This is a genomic window from Neotamlana laminarinivorans, from assembly GCF_020523925.1.
Taxonomy (GTDB): Bacteria; Bacteroidota; Bacteroidia; order Flavobacteriales; family Flavobacteriaceae; genus Neotamlana; species Neotamlana laminarinivorans.
The window spans coordinates 196486-210492 of the sequence record NZ_JAJAPW010000002.1; the positions used below are offsets into that span (position 1 = coordinate 196486).

Sequence of the window (14007 nt, forward strand, 5' to 3'; positions counted from 1 at the left end):
TTTAATAATTTTAGTCTATTCATGGTATTATCTTTTTTTTATTACTGAAGATAAGAGCTGGATGGATCTACCCAAATTAACATTTCACTTAGTAAGATTTGGAGTTACAATAGGCGTTTATTTTATAGGAACATTTCATTTAGGTAAAATTCAGGAATCTTGGATGGCAACGATATGGCACTTAGTCCATATTGCTGGTTTAATTATTATAACTAGCTTAGGTTTATTCGATTGGTTTATAATGGAAATACCTCGATCATTAAAAGAATTTGCGCATAATATTCAAGAAATACTTATTTCACCAGTTTTATATGTAGCTATGGGACTATTAAACAGAAGTTTGAAAAGAACACACTGATTGTAAAATTATTCTTTTTAACGAATAAAAATGCTTTTTAACGACACCTATTGTTATTTTAACAACTTTTATGGGTTAAACAATTATGTACATCGAAAATTTTAAGATAAAACATAATAAGACATTAAATTTGATTTGCTATTATTATTTAATTAAATATAACTTATGAAAAGAAATAGTTCAATTTTAGTATCAGCTACTTTTATTGCTGCTTTATTATTTAGTGTAAATGCAAGTGCATTTGGCGGAAAAAATAACAAAAGAGATAATAAAAGAGATAACAAAAAAGATTCTCGTCGTGATAGTCGTCGTGGAGACAAAAAAGGTTCTCACGATTCTGTTCCTTTAGATGGTGGTCTTGGTATTTTAGTTTTAGGTGCTGCCGCTTTTGGAGTGAAAAAATTACGCGATAACAAGTAATCTTATTGCTTTATCTTAAAAAGTTAAAGGGCGTTTATAAAACGCCCTTTCTTATACTATAAAAAAGAAACCGCTTAAAACAAGTTGTTTTAAACGGCTTCTTAACTAAATAACCAACCAAAATTTTATATAACCCTATTACTCTCTCTAGGGTTATTTACTTTATCTTTTCTATATTTACGTTTTTTATCTGCGTTTGGATTTTCTAAATCCTCTTTATTTGTTTCTGTTTTTAAAAATTGTATATATCCACGTCCTGTAAATTCATATATCGTTCCAGAATTAGGATGATACAGCTCTATTCTTTGGTCGTTAATAACGCTCAATTCAAAATATTCATTGCCTAAGTAATCATAATCTAATGTTAAAGTTTTTAAATAAAAATCTCCTGCTACATCAGTCACAGCGTAAACACCTGTATAATCCCAGTATAAATTATTAGGGTTAGATATACCTACATCTTGTGAACTTCTAAATTCCGAATCGTTTCCGCCAGCTAAAAATTGTAAATAATTTTCAGCATCAAACTCATTTATGACTCCAAAATTACTGGTGTATGTTTTTTCCCAAGCTTCATACTCTTGCAAGAAATAATGAATATTGTCGTAAAACACATAATCGTAATCAAAATTACTACGTTGGTATCCATCTAAAAAATATGAAGTATCGCTATGCGGGTTGTACAACTCAATAGTATTGTTATCTATTTGGTATACATCAAAAGTTTCAAAACCATCAATATCATGTATTACATCTAAAATCATACTATATGCATCGTATGTACCAACATCTATACCATATCCATTTCCGCTACTACCTAAACCTACAATATTGTTATTGGCATAAACAACTCCATTTATAAACGAAATCGTAAAGGCTTTTTGTAAAAAAGGAGTTTCACCATAACCTAATGTAGAATTAATATCTACATACCATAGCTCATAACTGCTTAATAGCTCATTTACAGAAATTGGTCTATCATCAAAATCATCTATTACTACTTCAGTATAACACGAAGTAAACATTAAAGAAATTAGGGCAAAACTTAAAAGTAATTTTATTGCTTTCATAATCAAATAGTTTATGGTTTCTGTTTGTAAGATTTCAAAACGCGTGCCAAAAATTATAATCTTAATAATTCTCTCTTTTAAAGCGCTATTACAATGCATAAAAAAGTATCAATGCTTCCAATAAGAACCTTTTATTATACGAAATTAATTTCTTTGCTTGTATAGTAACTAATAACACAACAGCATGAACAAAACTTTTACTTTCTTATTTATTTATCTAGCTTTCTCACACATTACTCATTCCCAAAATATAGATTGGGTTAAGCAAATTGGAGGAACATCAGAAGATGTTATACTTTCTGTAGATACAGATGCAAACAGCAATACTTATTCTACAGGTTATTTTGCCAACACATCGCATTTTGATGAGATAACACTAAACAGTATAGGCTACTTTAATGGTTTTGTTACTAAAACCGATGCTAACGGCACTATACTTTGGGCTAAGTCATTTGGACAACCTAACGATGGAGATATAAACGACTACCATTCTGTTATACCTAGAAGTGTTGCTGTAGATGCTAATGGAAATGTAATTATAACAGGTTATTTTGAAGCTGGTGAGTTTGATGCAGACCCAGGAAATGGAGAGTTTATATTAACTTCTAACAGCTATGAAATGTTTATTGTAAAACTTGATAGCAATGGCGAATTTATTTGGGCAACTTCATTTGGAGCTACCGAAAATAGTTTTGAAAATATTTATGATGTAGAAACAGATATAAATGGAAATGTTTACGTTACTGGATTTTATAGTGGTAGCATATCAATAGATCATGCTGCTGGAACAGATTTTATATCATCTAAAGGTAGTAATGATATTTTTATAATGAAGTTTGATGCATCTGGCTATTATAGTTGGATGTATAGTGTAGGAGGACCCGACTCCGATATTTCTATTGACATGGAGGTAACCAGTAATAGCGAAATTTATATTACCGGGCAATACAGAGATAGTGCCACATTTTACGAACCGTTTTTTATGGGAAGTCCTGTAATTTTAGATACCACAGAAGGGTACAAAGCTATTTTTGCTTTAAAACTAGATACTAATGGTAATTTTATTAATGTTATTAAAATTGGAGAAGCTGAGTCTAGTGCCATTGGTATGTCTTTAGCTGTAGGTATAAACAATTATGTATACCTAACAGGGCATTATGGAGGTATACTAACATCGAATACTGGATCTTCAAATGAATTTAACTTAAACTCAGATAATAATTATGAAGGATTCATTGCGAAAGTAGACTTTAATAACAATAATGTAAAATGGATAAAAGAAATAGATGGTGCAAATAGCTCGGTATATAGCTTTGCAGTAGATACAGACTCTAACAACATTTTACACATTGCTGGCTTTTTTGGTGAAACCCTTAATGTAGGCAGTTTTAACCTAACTAAGCAAACAACAAATGCTCAAGAAAATTTTTTAATAGCTATGAACGACTCTGGTGACTATTTATCTGCACATCAATTTGGAGGTTTAGATGCTGTAGACACGCAATCATTAGTTATAGATGATAACGATAATATTATTTTAGGAGGTTCGTTTAAAGAAACAGTTAATATTAGTCCGTTCTCGTCTGAAAACATATCAATTACCTCTTTAGGTTTTAGAGATAATTATATTTTAAGGCTATCTAATAACACGGTGTTAAGCACAAAAACAAACACTTTACAAACCAATTTTAAAATATACCCTAATCCAACAAGTGATTATTTAATAGTATCTAAAAATAACCTTAACGAGAAATTAAATTATATAATTTTTGATATAAACGGGAAACCTATTTTAAGTGGGGTTACAGAAAATAAAGAGAAAATAAATTTAAACACTTTAAATAGCGGGGTTTACTTTTTTTCTATAAACAATCAAAACACATTTAAATTTTTAAAAAAATAAAGTTATTTAGGACATTCCAACGATAATTTTTGGTGACAATATTTATCCTTTCTATATTCGAAACATGGATAGTTGGGAAATGTTTACCGATTTTTTTTTAATCGCTGGAATGTCTTTTTTAGCATTTTTAATTTTAATTCTATTAAAATCTAAAGTTCATTTTTCAAAAAAAATATTAACCATATTTTTTATAAACGCGTTTTTCTTCCTTTTATATTATTATGCCTTTTTACATAAAATAAAGTTATTAGCAGGAATTTCAATACTTTTTGGGCATGGTGTTGGCTACCTTTTAGGGCCTTCATTTTTATTTTTAGTAAAATCTTTAGTTTTTAAAAAAGAGGTTATTATAAAGCCATATATTAAAAGTTTAATTCCTTTTTTTATAGTATTTATTCTATTCAACATTCCCTTATCTATTGCTGTAACAACAAATTATTTATCGACTTACCATAACTTATACATTGTTCTTGAAATTCCTTTTAATATTATAGAAAATTTGTTTGTTATATTTTACATATTTAAAACGTTATCTTTTCTTAAAAGATTAAAGCTTTCTATTCAACAAAATTATTCTCACGTTTCTTCTCAAAATTTAAAATGGTACAAACATTTTATTATTGGTTTTTTAACTGTTGTGGTTTTTGATATTTTATTGAGTATTTACGAAATATTTCATACCATTAATACTTTTAATATAGGTACCATAATTGCCTTTTTATTTTTCTGTTTATACATTTATTTGGGCTATAAAGGCTTATATCAATCTCAAATTTTTATACCAAGCTTTTTGCTAGATAATTTATACACAAATACAGAAAAGCAAGTTGTATTAAACAATATAAAAGAAGAAAAGCATAAAATAAGACGTTTAGATAATTTAAACTCAGTCGAAATTGAAAATTTAAAAAACAAACTATACCTTTTATTAACTAAAGAAAAGGTATACTTAAACGAAGAGCTTAACTTAACCGAACTTGCCGAACAAATAGGCATATCTAATAAAAAACTTTCAGAATTGCTAAACCATCATTTAAATACAAATTTTTATGATTTAGTAAACCATTACAGAATTGAAAATGTTAAGAAAAGATTTGAAAGTGGCGATGCTGAAAAATACACAATAATATCTATTGCCTATGATGCTGGTTTTAAATCGAAAGCCAGTTTTTATAGAATTTTTAAACAAAAAGAAGGTGTTTCACCTTCTACATACAGTAAAAAATATCAAAACGTCTCTTAAGATAATTAAGTAAAACTTAATAATCTGCTAAAACTGTAAATTCTATTTACATATAATTTTATGTACTTTTGAAAAATATAATTTGAATATTTTTAAATGGAAAAACCTTTAAAATACGCTGTTTTTGGTGCCGGAAGTTGGGCCACTGCCATTGTTAAAATGCTGTGCGAAAATTTAAATGAAGTAGGCTGGTACATGCGTAGTGTTTACACCAAAGAGCATTTGTTAAGAGAACAACATAACCCTAATTATTTAAGCTCGGTTGAGTTTCATTTAGAGCAACTAAAACTTAGTAACGATATAAACGAAATTGCAGAATACGCCGATGTTTTAATTTTTGTTATTCCCTCTGCATTTATACACAGCGAGTTAGAAAAATTAACTATAGATATTTCTGAAAAAACAATTGTTTCGGCTATTAAAGGTATAATGCCAGAAAGTGGTTTGTTGGTAGGCGAACATTTTCATAACTTTTACAATGTGCCTTACGATAATATTGCAGTAATCGCAGGACCTTGTCATGCCGAAGAAGTTGCTCTGGAGCGCTTATCATATTTAACCATCTCCTGCTCAGACTCAAACAAAGCAAAAGCTATTGCCAAAAATTTAAGTAGCGATTATATAAACACAAAAATTAGTGATGATATTATTGGTGTAGAATACGCCGTTATGCTAAAAAACATTTATGCCATTGCAGCTGGAATAGCCCATGGTTTAGGTTATGGCGATAATTTCCAGAGTGTTTTAATGAGTAACTCTATTCGTGAAATGAAACGTTTTATTAAAAAAATGCATAAAATGAAACGTAATATTAATAACTCGGCTTATTTAGGCGATTTATTAGTAACTGGCTATTCTGTTTTTTCTAGAAACAGAATGTTTGGTAACATGATTGGAAAGGGGTACACTGTAAAATCTGCACAAATGGAAATGAATATGGTTGCCGAAGGTTATTATGCTACAAAAAGCGCACATTTACTTAACCAGAAAAACAACAAAAAAACCCAACTTCCTATAATAAATGCGGTTTACGATATTTTATACGAAAACAAAAACCCCAAAAAAGTCTTTAAAAAACTTACCGAAAAGTTAGATTAATTTTAACACTACTAATTAAACAAACTACCTTAGTATTAGCTACTTTTGCAGGATGAAAAAGTTAATTTATTTACTTTTATTACTTAGCTTTTCTACTTATGGTTTTTCGTTAGAAAACAACGATTCACAAACCACTAAATTTGAACAAGCCCAAGAAGACAACATTTGGAAGCTTTACGCTCCAGATGCACCTTCTATTACAACAAAAAGTTTAGAAAGTACTGTAATTAACTTAGTACAATCTGCTACTACACCACAAAACCTTGTTCCGCTTTATAAGCTTCCTTTTAATGTTTCAAAATCGTTTGAAGCTTTATACACCAACACTTGCAAGGTTAAATTTAAACATCAAAATATAATTGGTGTTCCTTTTACAAAAACCGATATAATTTTTCCGTTTCACTACCACTGGTAAACCGTATTCTTTTTTTCGTTTTAAATATTTATGTCTTAAATAAACGTTTAAGGCACAAATAAACACACACTTATTTAACTAAAAACTTATAAAAATGGATACTAAAAGTACCGTAATTGGCCTTGTTATAGCATTAATTTGCTTTGCGCCATTTGTAATATTTTCAATTATAAAAAGAAGAAACAAAAAAGCATTAATTAAAAACTTAAATACAATAGCTAATAAACATAATTTCCAGGTAGGAAGTTTCGAAATTTTTAATGATTCTATTATTGGAATTGATAACAATTTAGAATTTGCTTTTTTTATTAAAGGCGAAGCGCATACTGTTGTAGATTTAAAAAACACCAATCAATGTTATTTAAACATTAATAAAGATAGAACTGAAAAAGTTGTACTAAATGCAGATATAGTTTTTCATCAGTTTTCTAATAAAAAAATAACGTTTAATATTTTTGATGATGAAGTAGATCCGCCTTTAAACGGGGAAATTCCTTTTTCAGAAAAATGGGTAAATACCTTTAACCAGAAAATAAAATTGGCTGCGGCTTAATAAAATAGCAAAGGTTTTAAAATAAAAAATCTGTTATTCTAAACTTTAAAAGAATAACAGATTTTTTTTATTTCTTGATTAAATATTACTTAACCAAAACACCTTTTAATTGCATAAGAGGCAAAGGCCTTAAAGCTTTGTTATTAATGGTGTTTTTTCTAAATAAATAGGTTTTATCGAACATTTGATTACCTTCAAAAAAGGTGATTTTAAACGAGTTGTTAAGTTCTAAAACCTTTTCTTGCATATATTCAATTTTGGCGTAACTACGTGCTGGTAATTTGGCTATGGTATGGCGCATTGGTGGCGTCATTTTAGTTTCGTTATAACCTTGCGATACAATAAGAACGGTATCTAATTCTTTATCAGTATTATTTATAATATAAGCATTCCAATCTTGCGTTTTATACTCTAAATGCTCTTCTTGCACCACAGCAACATGAACATCTTTTACTTCGGGTATATTTATATCTTTCTTCATAGTACAAAAATAGATAAACTGTTTAAATACGCTTTTAATTATACCTCATAAAAAAGGACTTAAAAAATTAAGTCCCTTTTCATCAATAATTAATCACAACATTAAAAACAAATTTACACTTGTCTTTATCTCATATTAAAAAATATATTATTTCCATCCGCCTCCTAAGGCTTCATATAAATTTACAACCGATGTTAATTGCTGTAATTTACTATCTATAATACTTAACTCTGCACTTAAAGCACTTTGGCGCGCCGTTAATAAATCTAAGTAATTGGCATAACCGTTTTTAAGCAATTCTTCAGAGTTTGTTTCGGCAGCTCTTAAAGCTTCTACCTCAAGTTTAATAAACTCATACTTTTTAGTTTCTGCTTCGTATGTGTATAATGCGTTCGATACTTCGCTACCTGCAATTAAAAGCGTTTTTTTAAAGCTTAGTAATGCTTGTTCTTGATCGGCTTTGGCAACTTCTTTTAATGTTTTAAGATGTCTTTTATTAAAAATAGGTTGCGCAATACCACCAACTACTGTTGCGAATAAGGAATTAACGTTTAATAATTTATCGAGCTCTAAACTTTCTAAACCAGCTGATGCTGTTAAGGTTAGGGATGGATATAAATTGCTAGTTGCCACATTAGTTAACTCAAAACTTTGAATTAAACCATATTCTGCAGCCATAACATCTGGCCTATTGCTAAGTAATTGTGCAGGAATACCAAGCTTAATTTCCGATTCTATATTTTGTGAATCTAAACGGCTTCTTTCAAATTTTTGAGGTGTTTTTCCTAATAAAATACTCAAGGTATTTTCTGTTTTAAAAATAGCGGCTTCTAAATCTACTTGTAAAGACCTTGCGTTGTTATATTGCGCTATATTTTGATCGACAGCTACTTGTGTTACTTGTCCGGCGTCTTTTAAAGCCTTTATAGTTTCTACACCTATTCTTCTGGTTTCAATTGTTTGTTTGGTAACTTCTAACTGTGCATCGAGCGCTAATAAATTATAATACGTATTTGCTATATTTGAAATAAGCTCGGTTTTTACTAATTGATGCGCAGAAACTGTTTGTAGATATGCTGCTTGGGTTGCTCTTCGGTTACTTCGTATTTTACCCCAAATATCGGCTTCCCAAGATAAACTTGCAGTAATATCGTATGTATCAATTCCTCCTGTAAATAAAGAACCAAATTGACTGTTTTCCGAGAGTTCTTGGTGTGTAACATTTGCTCCTAAATCTAAAGAAGGGAAATAACCAGCTTTTCCTTCTTTTGCATAAGCTGTTGCCGATTGTATTTGCTGTAATGCAATTCGAATATCCATGTTATTTTGTAAACCTTCTTCAATATACTGTTGAAGGTATTTATCTGTAAACATGGTTTTCCACGATACATTTGCCATAGACACACTGTCTTGTGGTAAATTTTCGGTTCTAAATAGTGCTTCGGTTTCTGGTGTAACATCAGGACGTTCGTAATCTTTCGCTACAAAACAACTTTGTAAGGTTACAACAACAACCAACAATAAAGCGCCTTTACTTATGGTTTTATATTTTTTATTTGTTTTCATTGTTTTTAAGATTCTATAGTTTGAACTACTGATTTACCCGAAATTTTTTCTTGTAACCACTGGAAGAATATAAATAGTATAGGAATTACAAAAACCCCTAAAATAGTACCAATTAATAATCCGCCAACAGCTCCAGAACCAATAGATCTGTTTCCTTCCGATCCTACGCCTGTTGCTAAAACTAATGGCATTAAACCTAGAATAAATGCAAACGAGGTCATTAAAATAGGACGTAAACGCGATTTTGCTCCATCGATTGCCGCTTCTACAATAGATTCGCCTTGCCTCCTTTTCTGTAAAGCGATTTCAACAATAAGAATGGCATTTTTTGCCAATAACCCAATAAGCATTATTAAAGCAATTTGGAAATAAATGTTGTTTTCTAAACCTAAAAACTTAGTACTTATGTAGGCTCCAAATACACCAAATGGTAAGGATAAAATAACCGCAAAAGGCAACAAGTAACTTTCGTATTGCGCACTTAATAAAAAGTACACAAATAGAATACTTAAAATAAAAATAAAGGTAGTTTGGCTACCTGCATTTACTTCTTCTCGGGTTAATCCGGAATAAGCTACGGTATAATTACTTGGTAGTTTTGCAACTTCTTCTTCTATAACTCTAATAGCATCACCAGTACTGTAACCATCATTTGTAGCTCCGGTAATATTTGTTGAGTTTAGTAAGTTAAAACGAGTTACAGATTGTGGCCCGTAAACACGCTTTAGTTTTACAAACTCTGTAATGGGCGTCATTTGCCCCGAATTCGTTCTTACATACATGCTATTAAGCGCACTTTCATCTGCTCTATCTTCTGGTAAAGCTTGAATGTATACTCTAAACTGTTTCCCAAATCGTGAAAAATCTGAAGCATAAATACCTCCAATATAACCTTGTAATGTGGCAAAAATACTGGTAACAGAAACGCCTTTTTCTTTTGCCAATGGTACATTAACTTCCATTTCGTATTGCGGATAGTTTGTACTGAATGATGATGTTGCATACTTAATTTCGGGATGACTCATTAAAGCCATAGAAAAATCTTTGTTTGCTTTATCTAAATCGGTAAACTCTCCGCCAAACTTATCTAATAAATTTACTTCGAAACCTGAAGCATTACCAAAACCTCGAATACTTGGTGGTGAAAAGAATATAATATTAGCCTCTGGCACTGTTGCAGCAATTCCAAAAAGCTTTCCTGTTAATGCTTGCACAGAAAGGGCTTCGTCTTCACGTTCGCTCCAATCATCAAGTTTTATAATACCAAAACCAAAGTTAGTACCAGTTCCAGAAATTAAACTTCTACCTTTAATAAAGTTTACGCCTGTTATGCCATCTAAACCTTCAATTTTAGAATATAATTTTCTAGCTACAGCATCGGTTCTGTCTAACGACGCGCCAGCAGGCAATTCTATATTTGCAAAAATAATTCCGCGGTCTTCACTTGGTACAAAACCTGTTGGAGTGGTATTTGATGCCCAGTAAATACCAATACCAGCAATTATAATTAACACAACAGAAACAAATTTTTTCTTGTATAAAAATTGAAGTGATTTTCCGTATTTGTTAACCGTAGCATTAAATCCGCGGTTAAATAATGTATAAAAACGCTGTAGCGGATTTTTTCCTTTTAATGCTTCATCGTCTTTATGCTCTTTTAATAATAAGGCACATAATGCCGGACTTAAGGTTAATGCATTTACCGCTGAAATTAAAATGGATATAATTAAAGTTACACCAAACTGCTCATAAAAAACACCGGTTGGTCCTGTTACAAAAGTTACCGGAATAAATACGGCAGCCATAACCAAAGTAATGGAAATAATAGCGCCTGATATTTCACTCATGGCTTTTAATGTGGCTTTTTTAGGATTGTGTTCCCCGTCGTCCATTTTAGCATGAACAGCCTCAACGACTACAATGGCATCATCTACTACAATACCAATGGCTAGTACTAATGCGAATAAGGTTAAAAGGTTAATGGAATACCCAAAAATATTTAAGAAAAAGAATGTACCAATAATAGAAACAGGTACGGCAATAGCCGGAATTAAAGTAGACCTAAAATCTTGTAAAAAGATGAATACTACTATAAAAACCAGAATAAATGCTTCAATAAGGGTGTGAATTACTTTGTCTATTGATGCATTTAAGAATAAACTGGTATCGTAAGGAATAAAAATATCTAAACCTTCTGGTAAATCGGCTTTAACGGTTTCTAAAGTTGATTTTATACCTTCAATTATTTCTTGTGCGTTCGATCCTTTGGTTTGAAAAATTCCCATAAATACTGCGGGATTTCCTAAACTCATAGCGTTCGATGCATACGATTGTGCATCAAGCTCGATGGTTGCAACATCTTTTAATCGTAAATACTCACCGTTTCCTAAGGCTTTTACAACAATATCGCTGTACTGACTTTCGTTTTTAAATCTTCCGCTATAGCGTAAAGCATACGAAAACGATTCCCCGTTATTTTCACCTAAAGATCCTGCCGCTGCTTCTAAATTTTGTTCGGCTAAAACGGCTGAAATATCAGAAGGAATTAAATTATATGCTGCTAATTTTTGCGGATTTAACCAAATTCGCATGGCATAATCTTGTTGCGAAAAAACGCTTACATCGCCCACACCACTAATACGCTGCATAGCCGGAATAACGTTTATTTTTAAATAGTTTTGAATAAACGTGGCATCGTAATTTTCGCTTTCTGAATACATAGAAACAAACATTAATGCACTTGTTTCTTGTTTTTGGGTAGTAACACCAGTTTGAGTAACTTCTTGCGGTAATAACGGTGCCGCTCTAGCAACACGGTTTTGCACGTTTACAGCAGCAATATCTGCATCCATTTCTTGGTCGAAATACACCGTAATTTCTGCAGTTCCTGTATTTGAAGCTGTAGAGGTCATGTACGTCATGCCTTCTACACCGTTTATTTGTTCTTCAATAGGAATAATTACACTCTCTAAAACGGTTTCGGCATTAGCTCCTGTATAAGTTGCTGATACTTTAATAGTTGGCGGTGCAATATCTGGATATTCCTCTATAGGTAAGGTTGTTATACTAATAACCCCTAGCATAACTATGATAATAGAGATTACTGTTGAAAGCACTGGTCTTTCAATAAATGTTTTTAACATGACTATTATTTTTGAGGATTAATTAGTTTTTAAAAAGTACTGCTATGGGCTTTATAGCTTCGTCGAAAGCCATTTCTTGAGGCGTAATTTCCTGGCCATTTCTAAGTTTACCAACTCCAGAAACTACAATTTTGTCATTGGCTTTTAAACCAGACTCCACAACATAAAGATTATCTACCGATCCTTTTACTTTTAAAATTGATGTGCCCACTTTATTATCGGCTCCAAGTTTGTAAATCATTATATTACCTTGTTGCTCAAAAGTTGCAGATTGTGGTACTACAATGGCGTCTTTATATTCTATTGGAAATTTAATTTTTCCGCTGTTACCGTTGGTTAAAATTTCGTTAGGATTATTAAAAGCGGCTCTTATTTGAATGGTTCCTGTACTTTGGTTTATTTGTCCTGTACTGGTTTGAATGCGCCCTTTTTCGGAATATTCTGTGCCGTTTGCTAAAATTAAAGTTAAATCTGGCGACATTTTTATACGTTCCGCTTTAGTACGACCTTCCGATCGTTGTAAATGATCGATATATTGCGCTTCGTTAAAACTAAAAAAAGCATAAACCTGTTCTATTTCGCTAACTGTTGTTAATGGTGTAGCATCGTTAGGGCTAATTAGTGCACCTTCTCTAAAATTAATAGCGCCAACGTAACCATTAATTGGACTTTTTATGGTGGCGTAATTTATATTTTCTGAAACACTACTATAACTTGCCTTGGCTTGTGCTAAATTAGCTTTAGCGGTTTCTAATTGTACAGGGCTAATAATATTTTTTTCAACTAAAGGAATAAGTTTATCTACCTCTACTTGAGCTTGATTAACTCTTGCTCTTGCTGCACTTGCATCTTGACTTAACGACTGCGTTTCTAGCTTAAATAATGGTTGGCCTTTTCGTACTTTTTGGCCTTCATCTACAAAAACTTTTTCTAAATATCCGGTGGTTTTAGCGCGAACATCACTGTTTACAACCCCTTCAATAGTTGCGGGATATTCGTTATAACCCGTTACAGTTTTTTGCTCTACTTTCGCTACAGGAAAAGTAGCAGGCGGTGCTGGTGCCGCCTGCTTCTGTTCGCTATTCCCACAACTTAAAATCACTAAGAAAACACTTAGCGAGATTACTGCTACTAATCTATTTTGTTTCATAATAATGGTTATGATATTTTTTGGTTATCTAATATTTTATCTTTTAATTCTTTTACAGCTAGAGTTGCACTATCTATGAACTTGATGTAATCATTGTGAAAATTTAAATCAAACTTTTCTTCTTCTTTTTCAATTTTATTTTCGTTAATTAAATTTTTATAATCTTTTATTTCTAAATGTATTTTTCGTTCATCTCTCCAGTGATCCATCATTCTATCAATATGATGAACAATCATATCTTTTTTAACAATAAAATATTTTTTTCTGTCGCCTGTTTTGGTGAAATATTCAATTTTATTTAAATCTTGTAAATGATTTAAATGCGTTGAAATTGTGCTTTTGCTAGCACATAGAACCTCCACCATTTCATCGAAAGTAGTACCTCTTTTACCTGTTAATATTACATAAGCCAATATTCTTGCCGCTACAGGTGCTAAATATTCTCTATTTTCTAAATGCACTCCTAGTTTTTCAACTAAAGCCATTTTTTCTTTACAAATGCCTTTCATTAAATATCCTTTTTTCATTAATTACAATAACGCAAAATAAGTTGCGAAGTAATTTCTTTGCAAAAATATTAACTAGTTCGGAACAAACCGAACTAAAC

At 31.2% G+C, this 14007-nt stretch carries 13 protein-coding genes; 7 read left to right on the plus strand and 6 right to left on the minus strand.

From position 1 onward, the window contains the following. Positions 1-61 precede the first annotated feature (61 nt). Both LG649_RS04665 and LG649_RS04670 read left to right on the plus strand, forming a co-directional pair. Positions 62-358, plus strand: coding sequence for a hypothetical protein (locus LG649_RS04665; RefSeq protein WP_226541544.1), 297 nt, complete (start codon positions 62-64; stop codon positions 356-358). 165 nt (positions 359-523) lie between these two features. Then, positions 524-778: a PID-CTERM protein-sorting domain-containing protein gene (locus LG649_RS04670; protein WP_226541546.1), complete on the plus strand. Its 255-nt coding sequence runs from the start codon at positions 524-526 to the stop codon at positions 776-778. Between the two features lie 125 nt (positions 779-903). On the opposite strand, the gene LG649_RS04675 is transcribed toward LG649_RS04670, so the two are convergent. Then, positions 904-1848, minus strand: coding sequence for a nicotinic acid mononucleotide adenyltransferase (locus LG649_RS04675; protein ID WP_226541548.1), 945 nt, complete (start codon positions 1846-1848; stop codon positions 904-906). A 184-nt stretch (positions 1849-2032) separates the two neighbouring features. On the opposite strand from LG649_RS04675, the gene LG649_RS04680 reads away from it, so the two are divergent. The 5 genes from LG649_RS04680 to LG649_RS04700 all read left to right on the plus strand — a co-directional run bounded on the left by LG649_RS04680 (position 2033) and on the right by LG649_RS04700 (position 7060). Continuing rightward, on the plus strand, positions 2033-3751 hold the full coding sequence (locus tag LG649_RS04680) for a T9SS type A sorting domain-containing protein (RefSeq protein ID WP_226541562.1): 1719 nt from the start codon (positions 2033-2035) through the stop codon (positions 3749-3751). A 64-nt stretch (positions 3752-3815) separates the two neighbouring features. Continuing rightward, positions 3816-4994, plus strand: a complete 1179-nt coding sequence (locus LG649_RS04685; protein ID WP_226541563.1) for a helix-turn-helix domain-containing protein — start codon at positions 3816-3818, stop codon at positions 4992-4994. Positions 4995-5090: 96 nt separating this feature from the next. Then, positions 5091-6092 (plus strand): NAD(P)H-dependent glycerol-3-phosphate dehydrogenase, encoded by a 1002-nt coding sequence (locus LG649_RS04690; RefSeq protein WP_226541566.1) that lies wholly within the window; start codon positions 5091-5093, stop codon positions 6090-6092. Positions 6093-6144: 52 nt separating this feature from the next. Continuing rightward, a complete protein-coding gene (locus LG649_RS04695) occupies positions 6145-6507 on the plus strand; it encodes a hypothetical protein (protein ID WP_226541567.1) in 363 nt (120 codons plus the stop codon). Positions 6508-6601: 94 nt separating this feature from the next. Continuing rightward, on the plus strand, positions 6602-7060 hold the full coding sequence (locus LG649_RS04700; RefSeq protein ID WP_226541569.1) for a hypothetical protein: 459 nt from the start codon (positions 6602-6604) through the stop codon (positions 7058-7060). An 85-nt stretch (positions 7061-7145) separates the two neighbouring features. On the opposite strand, the gene LG649_RS04705 is transcribed toward LG649_RS04700, so the two are convergent. The 5 genes from LG649_RS04705 to LG649_RS04725 form a co-directional block, all read right to left on the minus strand. Then, complete coding sequence (locus LG649_RS04705; RefSeq protein WP_226541580.1) at positions 7146-7541, minus strand: hypothetical protein; 396 nt, start codon at positions 7539-7541, stop codon at positions 7146-7148. 147 nt (positions 7542-7688) lie between these two features. Further along, positions 7689-9107: an efflux transporter outer membrane subunit gene (locus LG649_RS04710; protein ID WP_226541582.1), complete on the minus strand. Its 1419-nt coding sequence runs from the start codon at positions 9105-9107 to the stop codon at positions 7689-7691. Between the two features lie 5 nt (positions 9108-9112). After that, positions 9113-12250, minus strand: a complete 3138-nt coding sequence (locus LG649_RS04715; RefSeq protein WP_226541585.1) for an efflux RND transporter permease subunit — start codon at positions 12248-12250, stop codon at positions 9113-9115. Between the two features lie 22 nt (positions 12251-12272). Beyond that, a complete protein-coding gene (locus LG649_RS04720) occupies positions 12273-13400 on the minus strand; it encodes an efflux RND transporter periplasmic adaptor subunit (protein ID WP_226541587.1) in 1128 nt (375 codons plus the stop codon). An 8-nt stretch (positions 13401-13408) separates the two neighbouring features. Beyond that, entirely contained in the window at positions 13409-13927 is a 519-nt protein-coding gene (locus LG649_RS04725) for a GbsR/MarR family transcriptional regulator (protein ID WP_226541589.1), read from the minus strand. Between the last annotated feature and the right edge of the window lie 80 nt (positions 13928-14007).

Excerpts from the sequence above, each read along its gene's own strand:
- LG649_RS04725 (WP_226541589.1), bottom strand. The coding sequence starts at position 13,927 with ATGAAAAAAGGATATTTAATGAAAGGCATTTGTAAAGAAAAAATGGCT.
- LG649_RS04670 (WP_226541546.1), top strand. The coding sequence starts at position 524 with ATGAAAAGAAATAGTTCAATTTTAGTATCAGCTACTTTTATTGCTGCT.
- LG649_RS04705 (WP_226541580.1), bottom strand. The coding sequence starts at position 7,541 with ATGAAGAAAGATATAAATATACCCGAAGTAAAAGATGTTCATGTTGCT.
- LG649_RS04665 (WP_226541544.1), top strand. The coding sequence starts at position 62 with ATGGATCTACCCAAATTAACATTTCACTTAGTAAGATTTGGAGTTACA.
- LG649_RS04685 (WP_226541563.1), top strand. The coding sequence starts at position 3,816 with ATGGATAGTTGGGAAATGTTTACCGATTTTTTTTTAATCGCTGGAATG.
- LG649_RS04675 (WP_226541548.1), bottom strand. The coding sequence starts at position 1,848 with ATGAAAGCAATAAAATTACTTTTAAGTTTTGCCCTAATTTCTTTAATG.
- LG649_RS04715 (WP_226541585.1), bottom strand. The coding sequence starts at position 12,250 with ATGTTAAAAACATTTATTGAAAGACCAGTGCTTTCAACAGTAATCTCT.
- LG649_RS04720 (WP_226541587.1), bottom strand. The coding sequence starts at position 13,400 with ATGAAACAAAATAGATTAGTAGCAGTAATCTCGCTAAGTGTTTTCTTA.
- LG649_RS04680 (WP_226541562.1), top strand. The coding sequence starts at position 2,033 with ATGAACAAAACTTTTACTTTCTTATTTATTTATCTAGCTTTCTCACAC.
- LG649_RS04710 (WP_226541582.1), bottom strand. The coding sequence starts at position 9,107 with ATGAAAACAAATAAAAAATATAAAACCATAAGTAAAGGCGCTTTATTG.
- LG649_RS04695 (WP_226541567.1), top strand. The coding sequence starts at position 6,145 with ATGAAAAAGTTAATTTATTTACTTTTATTACTTAGCTTTTCTACTTAT.
- LG649_RS04690 (WP_226541566.1), top strand. The coding sequence starts at position 5,091 with ATGGAAAAACCTTTAAAATACGCTGTTTTTGGTGCCGGAAGTTGGGCC.
- LG649_RS04700 (WP_226541569.1), top strand. The coding sequence starts at position 6,602 with ATGGATACTAAAAGTACCGTAATTGGCCTTGTTATAGCATTAATTTGC.